This window comes from Streptomyces sp. NBC_01689 (assembly GCF_036250675.1).
Classification (GTDB): domain Bacteria; phylum Actinomycetota; class Actinomycetes; order Streptomycetales; family Streptomycetaceae; genus Streptomyces.
This window is the reverse complement of sequence record NZ_CP109592.1, coordinates 2576683-2594192: the sequence shown is the minus strand read 5'-3', so window position 1 is coordinate 2594192 and position 17510 is coordinate 2576683. Positions and strand designations below refer to the sequence as shown.

Annotated in this window: 14 protein-coding genes, 1 tRNA gene and 1 pseudogene; 9 read left to right on the top strand and 7 right to left on the bottom strand. The window is 72.1% G+C overall.

Going from position 1 to position 17510, the window contains the following annotated elements; translation table 11 throughout:
• Nucleotides 1-10 precede the first annotated feature (10 nt).
• The 3 genes from sucD to OG776_RS11025 all read left to right on the top strand — a co-directional run bounded on the left by sucD (nt 11) and on the right by OG776_RS11025 (nt 3292).
• Complete coding sequence (gene sucD / locus OG776_RS11035) at nt 11-943, top strand: succinate--CoA ligase subunit alpha (RefSeq protein ID WP_148012948.1); 933 nt, start codon at nt 11-13, stop codon at nt 941-943.
• A 336-nt stretch (nt 944-1279) separates the two neighbouring features.
• Nucleotides 1280-2833, top strand: coding sequence for an aldehyde dehydrogenase family protein (locus OG776_RS11030; protein WP_148012947.1), 1554 nt, complete (start codon nt 1280-1282; stop codon nt 2831-2833).
• 371 nt (nt 2834-3204) lie between these two features.
• Nucleotides 3205-3292: transfer RNA gene (locus tag OG776_RS11025), tRNA-Leu, on the top strand.
• Nucleotides 3293-3450: 158 nt separating this feature from the next.
• On the opposite strand, the gene OG776_RS11020 is transcribed toward OG776_RS11025, so the two are convergent.
• The 4 genes from OG776_RS11020 to OG776_RS11005 form a co-directional block, all read right to left on the bottom strand.
• The gene (locus tag OG776_RS11020) at nt 3451-4401 is read right to left on the bottom strand and encodes a CU044_5270 family protein (protein ID WP_148012946.1); all 951 of its coding nucleotides are present in this window, start codon (nt 4399-4401) and stop codon (nt 3451-3453) included.
• Entirely contained in the window at nt 4394-5059 is a 666-nt protein-coding gene (locus tag OG776_RS11015; protein ID WP_148012945.1) for an RNA polymerase sigma factor, read from the bottom strand. The genes OG776_RS11020 and OG776_RS11015 overlap by 8 nt, the downstream gene beginning before the upstream one ends.
• A gap of 121 nt (nt 5060-5180) precedes the next feature.
• On the bottom strand, nt 5181-5960 hold the full coding sequence (locus OG776_RS11010) for a single-stranded DNA-binding protein (protein ID WP_148012944.1): 780 nt from the start codon (nt 5958-5960) through the stop codon (nt 5181-5183).
• A gap of 250 nt (nt 5961-6210) precedes the next feature.
• The gene (locus tag OG776_RS11005) at nt 6211-6648 is read right to left on the bottom strand and encodes a winged helix-turn-helix transcriptional regulator (protein WP_148012943.1); all 438 of its coding nucleotides are present in this window, start codon (nt 6646-6648) and stop codon (nt 6211-6213) included.
• 82 nt (nt 6649-6730) lie between these two features.
• Between OG776_RS11005 and OG776_RS11000 the strand changes: the two genes are divergently transcribed.
• A complete protein-coding gene (locus tag OG776_RS11000; RefSeq protein WP_187285945.1) occupies nt 6731-7768 on the top strand; it encodes a GlxA family transcriptional regulator in 1038 nt (345 codons plus the stop codon).
• A gap of 231 nt (nt 7769-7999) precedes the next feature.
• Here OG776_RS11000 and OG776_RS10995 read toward each other — a convergent pair.
• Nucleotides 8000-10747 (bottom strand): annotated as a pseudogene (locus tag OG776_RS10995) (multifunctional oxoglutarate decarboxylase/oxoglutarate dehydrogenase thiamine pyrophosphate-binding subunit/dihydrolipoyllysine-residue succinyltransferase subunit); the annotation flags it as partial.
• 526 nt (nt 10748-11273) lie between these two features.
• Here OG776_RS10995 and OG776_RS10990 point away from each other — a divergent pair.
• Nucleotides 11274-12410, top strand: a complete 1137-nt coding sequence (locus OG776_RS10990) for a TDT family transporter (RefSeq protein WP_261994921.1) — start codon at nt 11274-11276, stop codon at nt 12408-12410.
• 96 nt (nt 12411-12506) lie between these two features.
• Here the strand turns inward: OG776_RS10990 and OG776_RS10985 are convergent, their stop codons facing one another.
• Complete coding sequence (locus tag OG776_RS10985) at nt 12507-12803, bottom strand: SHOCT domain-containing protein (RefSeq protein ID WP_329320347.1); 297 nt, start codon at nt 12801-12803, stop codon at nt 12507-12509.
• Nucleotides 12804-13146: 343 nt separating this feature from the next.
• Between OG776_RS10985 and OG776_RS10980 the strand changes: the two genes are divergently transcribed.
• From OG776_RS10980 to OG776_RS10970, 3 genes are all read left to right on the top strand, one after another.
• The gene (locus OG776_RS10980; protein ID WP_410093292.1) at nt 13147-13623 is read left to right on the top strand and encodes a DUF7144 family membrane protein; all 477 of its coding nucleotides are present in this window, start codon (nt 13147-13149) and stop codon (nt 13621-13623) included.
• Nucleotides 13624-13932: 309 nt separating this feature from the next.
• A complete protein-coding gene (locus OG776_RS10975) occupies nt 13933-14751 on the top strand; it encodes an SDR family oxidoreductase (RefSeq protein ID WP_329323692.1) in 819 nt (272 codons plus the stop codon).
• Between the two features lie 20 nt (nt 14752-14771).
• Nucleotides 14772-15377, top strand: a complete 606-nt coding sequence (locus OG776_RS10970; RefSeq protein ID WP_148012940.1) for a gluconokinase — start codon at nt 14772-14774, stop codon at nt 15375-15377.
• Between the two features lie 116 nt (nt 15378-15493).
• Here the strand turns inward: OG776_RS10970 and OG776_RS10965 are convergent, their stop codons facing one another.
• Complete coding sequence (locus tag OG776_RS10965) at nt 15494-15928, bottom strand: DUF6325 family protein (RefSeq protein ID WP_148013282.1); 435 nt, start codon at nt 15926-15928, stop codon at nt 15494-15496.
• A 200-nt stretch (nt 15929-16128) separates the two neighbouring features.
• On the opposite strand from OG776_RS10965, the gene OG776_RS10960 reads away from it, so the two are divergent.
• Nucleotides 16129-17505 carry a hypothetical protein gene (locus OG776_RS10960; protein WP_261994920.1) on the top strand — a complete coding sequence of 459 codons (1377 nt, stop codon included), beginning with the start codon at nt 16129-16131 and terminating at the stop codon, nt 17503-17505.
• Nucleotides 17506-17510 lie beyond the last annotated feature (5 nt).

Sequence of the window (17510 nt, the reverse complement as noted above, 5' to 3'; positions counted from 1 at the left end):
GGAGTGGGACATGGCCGTCTTCCTCAGCAAGGAGAGCAAGGTCCTCGTCCAGGGCATGACCGGCGGCGAGGGCATGAAGCACACCCGGCGCATGCTCGCCGCCGGCACTGATGTGGTCGGCGGGGTCAACCCGCGCAAGGCGGGCCGCAGCGTCGACTTCGACGTCCCCCGGGGCGTCGACGGCCGCGGCGGCACTCCCGTCACCGTGCCGGTCTTCGGGTCGGTGCGCGAGGGCATGGCGGCGACCGGCGCCGACGTCACCGTCGTCTTCGTGCCGCCCGCGTTCGCCAAGGCGGCCGTCGTCGAGGCCGCAGACGCCCGGATCGCGCTCGCCGTCGTCATCACCGAGGGCATCCCCGTCCACGACGCCGTCGCCTTCCACGCGTACGCTGCCGCCCGGGGCACCCGCGTCATCGGCCCCAACTGCCCCGGCCTGATCAGCCCCGGCCAGTCGAACGCGGGCATCATCCCCGCCGACATCACCAAACCCGGACGGATCGGCCTGGTCTCCAAATCGGGCACGCTGACCTACCAGCTCATGTACGAGCTGCGCGACATCGGTTTCTCGACCTGTGTGGGCATCGGCGGTGACCCCGTCGTCGGCACCACGCACATCGACTGCCTGGCCGCCTTCCAGGACGACCCCGACACCGACCTCGTCGTCCTCATCGGGGAGATCGGCGGAGACGCGGAGGAACGGGCCGCCGCCTACATCCGCGACCACGTCACCAAGCCGGTCGTCGGCTACATCGCCGGGTTCACCGCGCCCGAGGGCAGGACGATGGGGCACGCCGGCGCGATCGTCTCCGGCTCGTCCGGCACCGCGCGGGCGAAGAAGGCGGCCCTGGAGGCGGTCGGGGTCCCGGTGGGCGGCACCCCGACCGAGACGGCCCGGCTGGTCCTGGCCCGGCTGGAGGAGGAGCGGGTCGCGGCGGGCGGATGAGATGAGACGTCACTCATAGTCGCTGCGCGGTGACTGTCGCGGGCGGACCCGCCTCAGTACCGTCCTCGTACGGACCCTTCCCCGGTCGGACGCGGCCACCCTCCCGCGTCCGCACCCCGTTCACCCTCCTCCGTACGGACGCGACCACCGTCGCCTCCGTACGGACGCGACCACCGTCGCCTCCGTACGGACGTGACCACCGTCGTCCTCCGTGGGCGACCTCGTGTCCTCTGTGAGGACCCGACCACTCCTCGTGCGGGCCGGTGGACCCTGCAGGTCCGGCACGAGCCAGGCACCTCCCGCCCCCGACTGTGCACCGAGAGCGGAGACATCCGAATGGCATCCACAACCGACACCCCCCTGGTCCTGAAGTCCGGGACGTCGTGGGCCGACGCCTGGCGGCGCTGCCTCGCCGTCGCGCCCGAGGCGTTCCAGGAGGACCGGGTCCTCAACCTCTGGGGCACCTCCTGGCGGGCCGACGGCCGGGCCCTGCCCGCCACCAGCCCCGTCGACGGGAGTCCCGTCGCGGGCCCGCCCCGCCTCGACGGCGCCACCGCCCAACAGGCCGTGCGCGCCGCACTCGACCAGCACCGGGCCTGGCGTCACGTCTCCCTGCCCGAGCGCCGCGCCCGCGTCGCCGCCACCCTCGACGCGCTCACCGAGCACCGGGAACTGCTCGCCCTCCTCCTGGTCTGGGAGATCGGCAAGCCCTGGCGGCTCGCCCAGGCCGACGTGGACCGGGCGATCGACGGCGTGCGCTGGTACGTCGACGGCATCGCGCCCATGGTCGAGGGCCGGACCCCGCTGGACGGCCCGGTGTCCAACATCGCGAGCTGGAACTACCCCATGAGCGTCCTCGTCCACGCCATGCTGGTCCAGGCGCTGGCGGGCAACGCGGTCATCGCCAAGGCCCCCACCGACGGAGGCGTCGCCTGCCTGACCCTGGCCTGCGCGCTCGCCGCACGCGAGGGGATCCCCGTCACCCTCGTCAGCGGCAGCGGCGGCGAACTGTCGGAGGCGCTCGTGCGCGCACCCGAGATCGGCTGCGTCTCCTTCGTCGGCGGCCGCGACACCGGCGCCGCCGTGGCCACGGCCGTCGCCGACCTCGGCAAACGCCACATCCTCGAACAGGAGGGCCTCAACACCTGGGGAATCTGGGAGTACACGGACTGGGACGCGCTGACGGCCGTCGTCCCGAAACTCTTCGACTACGGCAAGCAGCGCTGCACCGCCTACCCGCGCTTCGTCGTCCAGCGCGCCCTGTTCGACGAGTTCCTCGCCGCCTACCTCCCCGCCGTCCGCACCCTGCGGATCGGCCACCCGCTGGCGGTCGAGCATCCCGAAGACCCCTTCCCCGCGCTGGACTTCGGCCCCGTCATCAACGCGGCCAAGGCGAAGGAACTGGACGACCAGGTGGCCGAGGCCATCAGTCGCGGCGCCGTCCCCCTGCACCGCGGCAAGCTGTCCGACACGCGGTTCCTGCCCGGCCAGGACACCTCGGCGTACGTCCAGCCCGTCACCCTGCTCAACCCGCCGCCGTCGTCCCCGCTGCACCACGCGGAGCCCTTCGGCCCCGTCGACACCATCGTCCTGGTCGACACCGAGGCCGAGCTGCTCGCCGCGATGAACGCGTCGAACGGAGCCCTGGTGGCCACCCTGTCCACGGACGACGAGGCGACGTACACCCGGCTGGCGCCGCAGATCCGCGCGTTCAAACTCGGCCGCGGCACGCCGCGCTCGCGCGGCGACCGCGACGAGCTGTTCGGCGGCCTCGGCGCGTCCTGGCGCGGGGCTTTCGTGGGCGGCGAACTGCTCGTCCGCGCCGTCACCCGGGGACCGGCGGACGAACGGCTGCCGGGCAACTTCCCCGAGTACCAGCTCGTCCCGTGACGGAAGGGCGGCGCCCTCCTCCGGCACACCGGAGCGGGCGGCCGTCCCGGTGACGGGGGAGCGACGGCCGTCCTGGTGACGGGACGGCCGGGGCTCTCCGCGTGACGGTGGAACGGGCGGAACCCGGCCGGCCGGCACGGTCCCGCCCACTCCATGACCCCGCATCTTCCCCCTGGCGGGTGAGGATGCGGGCGTCCGATGGACCGACGGCCACCGACCCGTCACCGAGGGTGACAGGCGCGCTTCCCGTGCGTGTGGTCCGGCGCGAGCGTCCCCAGGGCCTGGATATGCAGGTGAAAGGCACCCTGAAACCTTGGTATTGTTGTCCATGTCGCCGCGGGGAGCACCCCCGGCCAGGCGGCAGACACCTGGTCCGGGTGGCGGAATGGCAGACGCGCTAGCTTGAGGTGCTAGTGCCCTTTATCGGGCGTGGGGGTTCAAGTCCCCCCTCGGACACCAGCTCAGACCCCACTCCATGTGGGGTCTTCTGCGTTCCGGGGCCGTGACGGGCGTGACCCCGCCGCGCGGCACCGGCCTCGGGGGCCCGGAGTGGGGCCGGGCGGGCCGAGCCGGGGATGCCGGACCGGCCGGCACCCCCTTCCGGGCGGGAGCGTTCCCTAGGACCGCGGGCGCTGGCCGATACGGTCGACCACGGCCATCCGCTCCAGGCTCCTCATCTCGTAGTACCAGTTGGACTGCTGCCAGTGCCCATGGACGCGCTTCGGGCTGCTGCCCTTCGTACGCAGGCCGAGGTAGGCGTAGGTCTCGCGGTCGAAGACGAACGTGAAGGCGGCCTCGGGGTAGGAGACGGCGATCCCGGGCCGGCCGACGCCGTCCACCTGGTCGCGGTCCAGCTTGATGCCGGGGATCTTCGCGAGTGCCTCGAACGCGGCGGCCTGCAGCCCGGGGGGCATCACCCGCGGTCCCTGGATCAGCATGCAGATCTCGAAGAACGTCCTCGTTCTGTCCATCGGCGTGCCCATACGGCCGAACGAGAGCGCATCGAGGAGCTTGTCCGGATCCGTCGGCATCTTCCGCAGCTTCGCGTACGTGGTGGGCGGCCACGCCACCTCGTGCTTCCCGAGCGGGGGATCGTGGTGGATCTTCCCGTGCTCCTGCCGCCGTGAGGGCCTGGAACCGTCGACGGACAGCCAGCTCTCGTCGGTCCAGGTCCGGGTCGTGCCGCCCTCGACGGGCTTCCGCGTGATGAACGTCCTGGTGTAGAAGTACTGGTCGTCGCGCGGCACCGGCATCGCGGCACCGTCGGTGCGCGACCGGTCCGCCGCCCTGAGCAGCACCTGCGCCGCACTGAGCGACGTCCGCGGCGCGTCGTGCCCGCCGCCCCGCCCACCGCCGGCCGAGGTGACGACGACGGTCGCGCCCACCGCCGCCACCGACGCGGCGGCCGCCACCCGGAACACCAGCCGCCGGGGCAGCACGGCGGACCTGTCCGCACGGTGCTCACGGGACATCGCGCCCCGCAGCCGGGCGCGGGCGGCGGAACGGGCCTCGTCGGTGAGCGGCGGCACGTCTGCCCCCCACTCCCGTACACGTGTGAAGTCATCCACGGTGGGCCTCCTCGTCCTCTCGCTCGTCCTCTCGGCTCGTGGTGGGATCCGATCCGCCCAGCGCTTCCCGCACCCCGCGGCGGGCCCGGTGCAACCGTGAGCGCACGGTGCCCACCGGTATGCCCAGCGCCTCCGCCGCCTCCGTGTAGTCGAGATCGCCCCAGGCGATCAGGAGCAGGACGTCCCGGTTGCGGGCGGACAGCCCGGCGAGGGCCGCCGCCAGGCTGCCCCGGGTGCTCTCCGCGCCGACCCGCGCCACCACCCGGTCCTCCATCGCCTCGCCCTCACCGCGCTCCTCGGCATGGGCGGTGGAGGCGGCCCGCGACAACGCCCGCAGACGCCGGGCCTCGGCACGCCGGTGCCGGCCGATGAGGTTGGTGGCGATCCCGTACAGCCAGGGCAGGGCCTGCGACCGCGAGAGGTCGTAGCGCCGGCGCCGCTGGAAGGCGATCACGAACGTCTCGGCCATCAGGTCGTCGGCCGCCTCGGTTCCCAACCGCCGGGCCACATAACGGTGGATGCCGTCGGCGTAGCGGTCGAACAGCACGGCGAAGGAGTCGGGGTCGTCCCAGGAGCGTTCGACGACCGAGGCGTCGGAGCCGGCCGAGCTGTCGATCACGACGGCACGGCCCACTCCGACGTCCGGTGAGGCGCTCATCGGTCACCTCTGAGATTCATGGGGTCCCTTCGACGAAGCCGGCGTGATCACCCCTTGTTCGCCGAAGTCCGCCCGCGGGTTCCATCGGAGCCGCCGCTCCGCGCGTCGGCGCCCCGGCCGGCTAGCGGACGTCCACGAAGTCGCCGGTCGCGTTGACCGCCGGAGTCGTCGCGGTTCCCGCGAAGCTGTAGCGGAAGTAGCCGTCGGTGGCGGCGGTGACGGTGCTCTTGAGGTTGCCCGTCGAGTCCGACTTGACCGTCTTCACCGTGGTGTAGGTGTCGCTGCCCTTTTTGCGGAACTGCAGCTTCACGGACTGGTTCGTGTAGCCGTGGTAGGCGTTGTCCTCCCAGTTGGCCCGGGAGAGCTTGCCGGTCACGGTGACGGCCTTGCCCTTCTTCACCGGCTCGGGGGAGGCGTTGACCGTCAGCTTCGAGTAGCGCTGCACCTTGAACGTGGTGGCCGCGTCCCGGTGGATGTAGTCGTAGTCGTTGGCGGAGACGAGCGTGCCGAGCTTCCAGGTGGCCGCCGCGTTGTTGTCGACGAAACCGGTCGCCGCCCGGGGGTCGAACGTCAGGGTGCCGGTACAGGTCGAGGTGGTCGCCTTCACCTTGACGCATGTGATCTCGTCGTCCCAGATCTGCGCGAAGTTCGGCTTCGGACCGAAGGCGCTGATGTACGTGGTCCTGGCGATGCCCGAGTTGTCCGACGCGGTCACGGAGACCTTGGCGGACACCACGTCGGTGGTCCCCACCACGACCGGCTTGCCGCCGTTGACGACGACCTTGTCGATGGTGATGTCGCCACTGCCGCCGTCCTCCGCGTGGGCGGTGGCGGCACCCATGACCGGGGCGACCAGTGCGACGCTCGTGCCGAACAGGGCGAGGCGCGTGGTTGTGCGCATGAATTCCCCCAGGGAGTCTGTGATCGATCAGACGGAGCGTACGGTGTTGGTCAAAGGTTCACCACAACGTTGTTCCGAGACCTCCACCTGGGCATGTACCGAGGTGACGGCTCGGTGGACGGCGGAACCGTCCGCGGCCGCCCGGCTTCGTCAACTCCCCGCGGCCCCCGCCGGATCGCCGCCCGGCCGGCTCACGGCCGGGCTCGGCACCGGGGTCCGCGCCCACGGACCTCCCGGGGCCCGCGGGCCTCTACGCCTCTTCCTCCGGCACGGTCACCAGACCGCCCCCCTCAAGGGGCTCGCCGCACCCGGCGCAGACGATCCGGGTCTCCACCTCGGCGCCGCACGTGTGCAGGAAGCGCGGGGCGGGCGGCGGGTCCTGGAGATGCCGGAGGCCCCATTCGCGAAGCCCGATCAGCACCGGTTCCAGCGCCTGCCCCGAGGCCGTCAGAAGGTACTCGGAGCGGGGAGGGCGGTCCTGGTACCGGCGGCGCTCCAGGATTCCCGCGGCCTCCAAGGACCGCAGCCGCTTGGTGAGAACGTCCCGCGGCGCCCCGGTGTTGGCGCGGATGTCGGCATAACGCCGGACCCCCAGGAACACCTCGCGCAGCACCAGGAGCGACCAGCGCTCTCCTACGAGATCGAGGGTTCCCGCTATGGGGCAGGCGCGTGGCCGGACGTCGGACATGCCGCGATCCTAGTTGGTTTGTTCTGCGAACTCACTGCGCATAGCATCGACCGTAACCAGATGTCAGGTCCGGAGGCATTCGATGAACCACAAGCGCGCCGGAACCGACCCGCTCCTCGTGACGATCTTCGTTTTCCCCGGGGTCCGGCTGCTGGACGTCACCGGTCCGATCGAGGTGTTCACCTCGGCGAACGACTTCGGTGCCCACTACCGGCTGACCATGGTCTCGGCCGACGGGAACGAGGTGACGACCGCGTCGGGGACCCGCCTCGGCGTCGACATGGCGGTGGCGGACGTACGGGAGACCACCGACGTCCTGGTGATTCCCGGCGGCCCGGACTGGGACCGGATGACCAGGGACGACGCGCTGCTGGACCTCGTACGGAAGCTCGACGCGAACGCGCGCTGCACGGCGTCCGTGTGCACCGGCGCGTTCCTGCTGGCCGCCGCGGGTCTCCTGGACGGCCGCAGTGCCGCCACCCACTGGCGCCACTCCCGGCAGTTGGCCCTGCGCTTCCCCGCCGTGAAGGTCGAACCGGACGCGATCTTCGTGCGCGACGGCAAGGTGATGACCTCGGCGGGAGTCACCGCGGGCATCGACCTCTCACTGGCCCTGGTGGAGGAGCACTACGGTGCCGAAGTGGCCCGCGCGGTCGCCAAGGACCTGGTGGTCTTCATGCAACGGCCAGGCGGCCAGTCCCAGTTCAGTGTGCGCGCCCGCGCCGCGCACACCCGCCAGGACATGCTCCGCAGGGTGCTGGACGCGGTGGCGGAGGACCCCGCCGCCAATCACACGTTGTCCGCGATGGCGCGCCGCGCCGGCGTCAGCTCCCGCCATGTGACCCGGCTCTTCTGCGAGGAGTTGCACATGACACCGGCCCGGTACGTGGAACAGGTCCGGCTGGAGGCCGCGCAGGCCATGCTGGAGTCCGGTGACGATCCGATGGCCGTGATCGCACGCCGTACGGGGTTCGGTTCACCCGAGTCGCTGCGCAGGGCGTTCGTGCGGAACCTCAAGGTGACTCCGGGGGTGTTCCGGGCACGGTTCCACACCACCGGGGTCACGGATGCCGGGATCACGGAGGCCGCAGCGCCCGCGGGGCCCGGCGCCGACGACTGAACGCGCGCCGACGACCGGACGCGCGCCGAGGGCTGCACGCGCGTTGAGGGCTGCGCGCGCCGACGACCGCACGGGCGCGCGGAGAGAACGGGGCGCAGGCGGAACGGGCCTGCGGGGAGAGGGACTTGGCGGTGCACGTGTACCGCCGGCGCCGTCGCCCGGCGTGACGCCCCGCGCCGGGCGGCGCCGTCCCGGCCGGTCCGCGCTCTCCCGGCCGGGCACCCACGGGCGTCAGGCGAACGCCCGCCCGACCAGATCCCGCTGTTCGGCCGCGTGACGGCGGTGGGACCCCACCGCGGGAGCCGAGGCCGCCGGGCGGCTCACACAGCCCGCCGGTGCGGTGACCAGGGAGGCGAGGCGCGGCGCGACGAAGGTCCACGCGCCCTGGTTGGCCGGTTCCTCCTGCACCCAGCGCACGTCCACGTCCGACGGGTAGCGGGACAGTTCGGCCCGCAACTCGTCGGCGGGGAAGGGGTACAGCCGCTCCACCCGCACGAGGGCGGTGCGGTCCTCGCCCGACGCGCGGCGGTGCGCGTCCAGGTCGTAGAAGACCTTTCCCGAACACAGCAGCACCCGCTCGGTCCGCGCCGGGTCCCGCGTGGTGTCCGGGACGACGGGACGGAACGACCCCTCGGTGAACTCCTCCAGGGCGGAGGTCGCGGCCTTCGACCGCAGCATGGACTTCGGGGTGAAGACCACCAGCGGCCTGCGCCCCGCGTCCAGGCCCTGCTCCCTGAGCAGATGGAAGTAGTTGGCCGGCAGCGAGGGGTTGGCGACGGTCAGGTTGTCGTCGGCGCACAACTGCAGGAACCGTTCCATCCGGGCGGAGGAGTGGTCCGGTCCCTGTCCCTCCAGACCGTGCGGCAGCAGCAGGGTGACGCCCGACCGCTGCCCCCACTTCTGCTCCGAGGAGGAGATGTACTCGTCGACGACCGTCTGGGCGCCGTTGGCGAAGTCGCCGAATTGCGCCTCCCACAGCACCAGGGCGTCCGGACGGGCAAGCGAGTAGCCGTATTCGAAGGCGAGCACGGCGAGTTCGGACAGGAGGGAGTCGTACGGCGTGAAGCGCGCCGCCTCCGCGCCGAGCGAGTTCAGGGGAGTGTGCTGCCGCCCGGTGAGCCGGTCGACGAGGACCGCGTGCCGCTGGCCGAAGGTGCCCCGGCGGGAGTCCTGCCCGGACAGCCGGACCGGGACCCCGTCCAGGAGCAGCGACCCGATCGCGAGCGCCTCCGCGGTGGCCCAGTCGACGTTCCCGTCGTCGAACATGGCCGCCCGCCGCTGCAGTTGGGGCAGCACCCGCGAGTGGGCGGTGAAGTCCCGCGGCAGGTCGATCTGCGAGCCCAGGATGTGACGCAGCGTCATCTCTGAGGCGGCCGTCACGGCCCGGCGGACCGGGGGAGCCGCGACGACGCCGGCCGGAACCGGACCGCCGTCGGACGCGGACGCCCCGGCCGTCTCGGCGAAGGCCCGCTGGAGCTGCTCGCGGTAGCCCTGCTGGGCGCTCTCGGCCTCCTGCTCACTGATCACGCCGCTGCTCTGCAGCGACCGCGCGTACAGCTTGCGCACGGACGGCCTCTCGGCGATGCGGTCGTACATGGCTGGCTGCGTGATGGAGGGGTCGTCGACCTCGCTGTGTCCGTGACGCCGGTAGCAGACCAGGTCGACGACCACGTCCTTGTGGAACGTCTGACGGTAGTCGAAGGCCAACTGCGCGACCCGGGCGACCGCTTCGGGGTCGTCGCCGTTGACATGGAACACAGGGGCCTCGACGGTCCGCGCGACATCGGTCGCGTACGTGCTCGACCGGCCGACCGAGGGAGCTGTGGTGAATCCCAGCTGGTTGTTGATGACCAGGTGGACGGTGCCGCCGGTGGTGTAGCCCGGCAGCCGCGACATGTTCATGGTCTCCGCCACCACTCCCTGGCCCGCGAGGGCGGCGTCACCGTGGATCACCACGGGGAGCACGGAGTGGGGGCCCTGACCGTCCTGGGCGAGATCCTGGTGTCCCCGGACGAGACCCTGCGCCACCGGCCCCACGACCTCCAGGTGGGAGGGGTTCGCCACCACGGAGACCGCGATCGAGTGACCGTCTGGGGTGTGGAAGGTGCCGCTCGCGCCGAGGTGGTACTTCACGTCGCCGGAGCCCTGGGCGGACCGGACGTCGACCGCGTCCTCGAACTCGTCGAAGATCTGGGCGTAGGGCTTGCCCACGATGTTGGCGAGGACGTTCAGCCTGCCGCGGTGCGCCATTCCGACGACCGCCTCGTGCATGCCCAGCCGTGCGGCCCGCTCCAGGACCGTGTCCAGCAGGACGATCGCCGCCTCCCCGCCCTCCAGCGAATACCGCTTCTGCCCCACGTACTTGGTGTGCAGGAACGTCTCGAACGCCTCGGCGGATCCCAGCCGGTACAGAATCCGCAGCTGCTCGGCGCGGCCCGGCCGGGGCGGCGGGACCTCGACGCGGCGCTGGATCCAGAGCCGCTCCCGCTGGTCCTGGATGTGCATGTACTCGATGCCGGTGGGTCCGCAGTAGGATGCGCGCAGCGTGGTCAGTACGTCGCCGAGCGTCATGCAGCGGTTCCCCGCGAAACCGTCGACCGGGAATTCCCGGGCGGTGTCCGCGGCGTCGAGGCCGTGGCCCGAGAGCTCCAGGTCCGGATGGCCCGCGGACGGCCCGGCGGACAGCGGGTCGGTGGCCGCCGCGAGGTGCCCGCGGACGCGGTACGAGTGGATCAGCGCGGCGACCCGGACCGCCTTGACCACGAGGTCGGGGTCCGGTGCCTGCGCCGTCGGCGTGTGCACGGTCGCTCCGGCGGGGGCGGGCAGGACCTCGGCCGCTGTCACGGACGCCCGGAAGTAGTCCCGCCAGACCCGCTCGACCGAGTCGGGATCACGGAGATACCGCTCCCGGAACTCGTCGACGAGCCATTCGTTGATACCGAATTCCACCTGGTGCGGGATCGAGAGAGCACTGCCTGAATGTGATGCCACGGCGTAGAACGCCTTCTTTCCACGTACGAAGACTGTCGCGGGCGGAGCGGCCGGCCGGCCACGCCGCCGTTGGGGCCGAGGTGGTCCGCGGCGTTGAGGACCGTCGACCTCGTGCGCTGTCCACGAGGCTACGAGTGCTCGGCGCCGCGACCGGAGAGGCGAGCGTGCCAGGAGTGCGGCAGATCAGGACGTGCCCGCGCGTACCGGTACGTCATGTCCGGATGTGAGGGCCCGGTGTCCTCCCGCACGGCCATGACCGTCTTCCCGGGTCACGTTCCCGCGCGAGCGGGCCGTGCGGACTCGTCCGCGGTCCCGGACGGCGCTCCGGGCCAGGTCCTGATGTGAGGGCGTTGTGGCGCTCGGTGCCGTGCGGCCGGCGACGGCGGCGCACTTAGCCTCGTGGGGCCGACGGGCCGACGGACTTCGCCGCGACCCGCGTTCTGTCGGGCTGAGGCTCTCCGGGCGCCCGTTCACGACGGTGAATCCCGAGACGAGGAAAGAGGCGTTCCACGCCGTGACACCCCAACCCAGCAGTGCCCGAGCCGTCCCGATCGAGGGCGGCGCGGCCCCGGGAGCCGTTCTCCCGGACCGTCCGCCGCTGCCCACCGCGCAGATGACGGGCCGTCCGCCGTTCGGCCCCAGTTGGTTCGCGGCCGTCATGGGCACCGGCATCGTCGCGAACGCGGTGGTCACACTGCCCCGGAGCCTCCCCGGACTGCGGACGGCCGCCACGGTGGTCTGGGCGGGGGCGTGTCTGCTGCTCGTCGCGCTGGCGGTCGGGTACCTGCGGCAGCGGGCGCTGCGGCTGCACGCGGCCGACCCGACGCAGGCCCAGTTCTTCGGCGCGCCCGCCGTGGCCCTGCTGACGGTGGGCGCCGGCGCACTGCAGCTCGGCCCGTCGGTGATCGGTGAACGGGCCGCCCTGGACGTCGACCTGGTGCTGTGGTCGACCGGTACGGTGCTGGGTCTCACCACGGCCGTCACGGTGCCGTACCTGATGGTCACCCGGCACCGGTTCGCACCCGACGCGGCGTTCGGCGGCTGGCTGATGCCGGTGGTACCGCCGCTGGTCTCGGCCACCACGGGCGCGCTGCTCGTTCCGCACATGCCGGCCGGGCAGCTGCGGCTGGACCTGGTGCTGGGCTGCTACGCGATGTTCGGGCTCGGACTGGTCGCGGCCCTGCTGGTGCTGGCCATGGTCTACAGCCGTCTGGTGCACCACGACGCGCCCACCGGCGCGATGGTGCCGACGGTGTGGATCGGACTCGGGGCGCTGGGACAGATCGTCACGGGACTGGGCGCGCTGGCCGCGGCGGCGCCGGGCGCGCTGCCCGCGCCGTACGTGCACGGCACGGCGGTCCTCGCGCTGCTGGGCGGGGTCGGGGTGTGGGGCTTCGCCATGCTGTGGCTGGTGCTCGCCACGGCGCTGACCGTAAGGGAGTTGAGGTCGGGGCTGCCGTTCGCGCCCACCTGGTGGTCCTTCATCTTCCCGCTCGGCGCCTGTGTCACCGGCACCGCGGCCCTCGCGTCGCGTACCGGTTCGCAGGTGTTCGTCTGGACCGCGGTCGCCCTCTACGTCCTGCTCGTCGCCGCCTGGGTCGTGGTGGCCCACCGCTCGCTGCGGCACGCCGTCGCGCACACGGGCGGCTGACAGCGCGTCCTCGTCGGACGCCCCCTGCTTCGACGACCCCGGCCTCGACGCTCCCTGAGTCGGACGGATCTCCGTCGGTGACTGAAGAGTCGTCGCTCAAGAGTCGTCGCTCAGGATCCTGCGCTTCTGGTCGGTGAACTCGGACTCGGTGAGCACGCCCTGGGCCTTGAGCTCGCCGAGTCGCTTGAGCTGGTCGATCTTGTCGTTCATGTCGTCGGTCAGCGGGGCCGACGGGGGGAGCGGGGGAGACGCGACGAAGGAGGCGGCCGGGACGGGCCCGGGGCCCTGCCGGGCCCAGCGGCCCTGCTGACGGCGCGAGACACGGTTCGACACGGCCGTCGCCGTGCCCGCCACCACGGCGGTACGGGCGACTCCGCGGAGGAGACCTGGCATGTCGGGTTCCTTTCTCACCGGAGCCCCGGAGCCCCGGAGCCCCGGACCTTCGGACCTTCGGACCTTCGGAGCAACGGGGTGAGCGGGCGGTACGTCCGGCTCGCTCCGTCCGGGGGCGCGCGGCTGTGCGCGGGACGGTCCGTGAGGGGTGTTCACAGGACCCGTTCATTGGACCACCGACGGAATTCCCGCGCACTTCCGTACCGCGGTTCCCCGCCTTTTCCGCCCCGCGCCCGGGGCGGAAAAGGCGACGTTCTGCCGGTCGGTGATTCTCGTGGCAAGCTGAATTCGGGCCACCGGCGGTCACAGGCCGGTGGCGAGGCCTATGCGGGAGGAGCTCGAAATGGCCACGACCGGAATGCACCAGCACGACACCGGAAGCCGCGACGAAAGCCACGGCGGAGGAATCTGGGTGTCCAGCTGGACCGCCTTCGCCGCAGTCATGATGATCTTCGGTGGAGCGATGGCGATATTCCAGGGGATCGCCGCCATCGTCAAGACCGACGTCTTCGTCGTCACCCGCAACTACGCCTACACCTTCGACCTGACGGGCTGGGGCTGGATCCACCTCGTCCTCGGAGTCCTGGTCGTCCTGGCCGGTATCGCCCTGTTCCGCGGGGCGATGTGGGCGCGCATCACCGGAATCGCGCTGGCCGGCCTGTCGATGATCGCCAACTTCCTCTGGCTGCCGTACTACCCGGTCTGGGCCATCGTGCTGATCGCGGTGGACGCCTTCGTCATCTGGGCGCTGTGCATCGGAGCCAGGGACGCCCGCGAGTCCCGCGAGTCCCGCGAGACCCAGGGCGCCCGCATGCCGTAGCCGACCGGCCCATCGCGCCGGCCGTACCGATCCCGACGGCCTGACGGCCGGACGGCCCGACCACCCCTCGCGGGGGCGTCGGGCCGTCCGGCTCGTACCGGCGGCGGTTCCGGCGGCGGTTCCGGCGGCGGTTCCGGCGGGGCGACGGGCGACGCGCCCGCGGCCCGCCGACGACGCGGTGCGGACGCCCGTGGGACGTCCGCACCGGCACGGGATGCGGCCGCGGGCGTCCGCATCGGTACAGAAGCGTCCGCCGGACGTCCGTACCGGCATCAGAAGGAGGCACGCGTGGAGAACAGCCGCGGAGACATGAGCCCGCCTTCCGCCCCTCAGCTCCTCAGGGGGCAGAAGGCCCTGGTCACAGGCGCCAATTCCGGGATCGGGAAGGCCACGGCGATCGCGCTGGGGCGGGCGGGCGCCGATGTGGTGGTGAACTACGTGGCCGGGCGGGAGGCCGCGGAGGACGTGGTGCGCGAGATCGAGTCCTCGGGCGTCCGCGCCTACGCGTACGAGGCGGACGTGTCCCAGGAGGACCAGGTCGGCGACATGGTGTCCCACATGGTCCGGGAGTTCGGGACCGTCGACGTCCTGGTCGCGAACGCCGGACTCCAGCGGGACGCCGCCCTCACCGACATGACCGTCGAGCAGTGGCGGAAGGTGCTGGACGTCAATCTGACCGGCCAGTTCCTCTGCGCTCGGGAGGCGGCCAAGGAGTTCATGCGCCGGGGTGTCGTCCCGGAGGTGTCCCGCTCCGCCGGGAAGGTGATCTGCATGAGCTCGGTCCACCAGGTCATCCCCTGGTCGGGCCATGTGAACTACGCGTCCTCCAAGGGCGGCGTGCAGATGCTCATGGCGACCCTCGCGCAGGAGCTCGCCCCGTACCGGATCCGGGTGAACGCCGTCGCCCCGGGAGCGATCCGCACCCCCATCAACCGCAGCGCCTGGGACACCCCCGAGGCCGAGTCCGACCTGCTCCGGCTCATCCCCTACCGTCGTGTCGGCGACCCGGAGGACATCGCGAACGTCGTGGTGGCGCTGGCCTCGGACCTCTTCGACTACGTGGTCGGTTCCACGATCTACGTGGACGGCGGAATGACCCTGTTCCCCGGATTCGCCACGGGCGGCTGACCGGTGAGCGGACGGGGACCGTGAACCGCGCCGCCCCGGGGAAGCCGCCGATCGTCGTGGTGCTCGGGGTGTCGGGCTCCGGGAAGTCCACCGTCGGCAGGGCGCTCGCGGCGGAACTGCGCGTGCCGTTCGTGGAGGGCGACGACGCCCATCCTGCCGCGAACATCGCCCGGATGGCCGCCGGTCACCCGCTGGACGACGCCGACCGTGAGCCCTGGCTGCGGACCCTCGCGCGCCGGGTGCGACGGGCGGTGGAGGCCGGGGAAGGGCTGGTCCTCGCCTGCTCGGCGCTCAGACGCGCCTACCGGGACGAACTCCGGGCCGCGGCGGGCCCCGGGCTCTGGTGTCTCTTCCTCGCCCTGGACCGGGACACCGCGCGGGACCGTGTGGCGCGGCGCACCGGTCACTTCATGCCCGCACGGTTGATCGACTCCCAGTTCGAGACGCTGGAGCCGCTGGAAGCGGACGAACCGGGTCTCACCGTCGACGCCGCCGCGCCCCTTCCGGTGACCCTCGCCCTGGTGTGTGCCGCGGTCGAGTCCCGCACGGGGCCGAGAGGCGCGCTGGAGGGCGGTGCTGCGAGGGGAGGGACGGTCCGCCGGGCGATGCCTGACGAGCCGGGGTGAGGGGTCGCGGCCGGGGGGCCTCGGGGCGCGGGCCGACCACGTCCACCGCGCCGCCATCGGGGCCGGTTCATGGGGCAAGGCGCGTGAGATCGGCCCGGTGATCGCCGCCCCCGGCGCTACGCACTCGCGGACCGGGCGCTCTCCGTCGCGTTCAGCGCGGCCAGGACGTCCGGCATCGGGATCCGGCCGGAGGCCACCAGCTGGGCGCCGCCGCGGCGCAGGGCGGCCGCGAAGGGCGCGGCCCACAGGTTCTCGTAGACCAGGATCCCGGCGGAGCTGCCCGGCGCGAGGGCGTGGCCCGCCTCCTCGATGTCCTCCTCGTCCAGCAGGCCGGAGGACACCCCCTCGAAGACGGTGAGGTCCAGGGCTCCGTCGCCGGTGAGATCGGCGATCTCCAGGCCGGTCACCGATCCGTCGTCCTCTTTTCTGACGAACATCAGATCGAGGATGCGGATGAGGCCGCGGTCCACCAGATCGACCAGCAGGGGAAACCCCTCGCCGGTCGTACGGCTGCCGGGAAACTCGACGACCACGTAGTCGATCGGCCCCATTTCGATGAATTCACCCTGCATGGATTCGCTGACGGATTCGGTCACAGTCTCACCCCTGGATGGTCATGGCGTCCCGGGAATTCCCGCTGTTCCCGCATGCCATTGCAACATCGCACGGAACCGGTCGCACCTCGGTGCGGCGTTCACCCGCCGGACCCGTCCGGGTCGCCGGATCGGGGCCGTGGGGCTCTCGTGTACCCATGACCAGCAGCGCGCCTCCACCCGATCCGGACCGGCCTCCCGCGGCCCCGCCCGGTACCGGGCCGCGTCTCCCGGCGGGGGAACGCGCCGAGCTGGACGAGCTGCGCCACCGGGTCAGCGCTCTCGAGGGCGCCGGGCCGGCGGGTGCCGCGCGGCACCACTGGGCGCGGTCGACGGGGTCGGTCCTGCTGATCCTCCTCGCGTCCCTGCTGGCGCTGCTGTCGGTCGTCGCGGTGTGGGCGGACAGCATCGTGCGGGACACGGACCGCTACGTCGCCACGGTCGGGCCGCTGGCCGGTGATCCGGCCGTGCAGAGGGCGGTCACGGACCGGGTCACGGAGGTGGTCCTGGACCGGATCGACGTGGAGAAGCTGGTCAAGGACCTGGAGCGGGCCGCTTCGGAGAAGGGTGCGCCGACGGGTGCGGCCAAGCTGCTCGGCGGTCTGACCGGCCCGATCACCAGCGGTCTGAAGAGCCTGGTCGGCGACACCGTGGAGCGGGTGGTCGCGAGCAAGGCGTTCGACACCGTCTGGGTGGACGCGAACCGCAGGGCCCACGCGGCCCTGGACAAGGCGCTGACGGGGGAGTCGGGAGGCGCGGTCTCCGTCGAGAACGGTCAGGTCGCCATCGACGTTGCCCCGCTGGTGAAGGAGGTGAAGGACCGGCTGGTCGCCGCCGGTCTGCAGCCGGCGGCCCTGATCCCGGCCGTGCACACGGACTTCGTGGTGTTCGCCTCCAAGGACATCGCTAGGGTCAGGACGTATCTGCGGGTGCTGGAGATCGTCGGTGGCTGGCTGCCGGTCGTCGCCGTGCTGATCGCCGCCCTGGGGGTGTATCTGGCCGTCAACCGCCGCCGGGCCCTGATCGGGGCCGCCGTCGGGGTGTTCCTCGCCATGGTGGTGCTCGGCTTCGCACTCACGGTCCTGCGGGCGATCTACCTCGACCGCCTTCCCGTGGGCGCGTCGGAGGCCGCCGCGGCCGCCGTGTTCGACGCGCTGGTGAGATTCCTGCGGGCCGGTGTACGGGCGGTCGGCGCGCTCGCCCTGGCGACGGCCATCGGTGCCTTCCTCGCCGGTCCGTCCCCCGTCGCCGCCCGCGTCCGCACGGGCTGCGGCCGGGGGATCGGGGCCGTCCGCGAGGTCGCGGTGTCGGCGGGCCTCCCGCTCGGCGCGGTCGGCCGGTTCGTGCACCGTTTCAAGCGGTGGATCGGCGCCGCGATCCTGCTGATCGCCGCGGTCGTGCTGTTCACCTGGAACTACCCGACCACGGCGGTCGTGGTGTGGACCGTGGTGATCGTGCTGGCCGCCTTCGCCGTCCGCGAGTTCCTCGACACCGGTCCTCCGGGTCCCGCGCCGTCCGCGATCCCGCCGGCCTGACACCG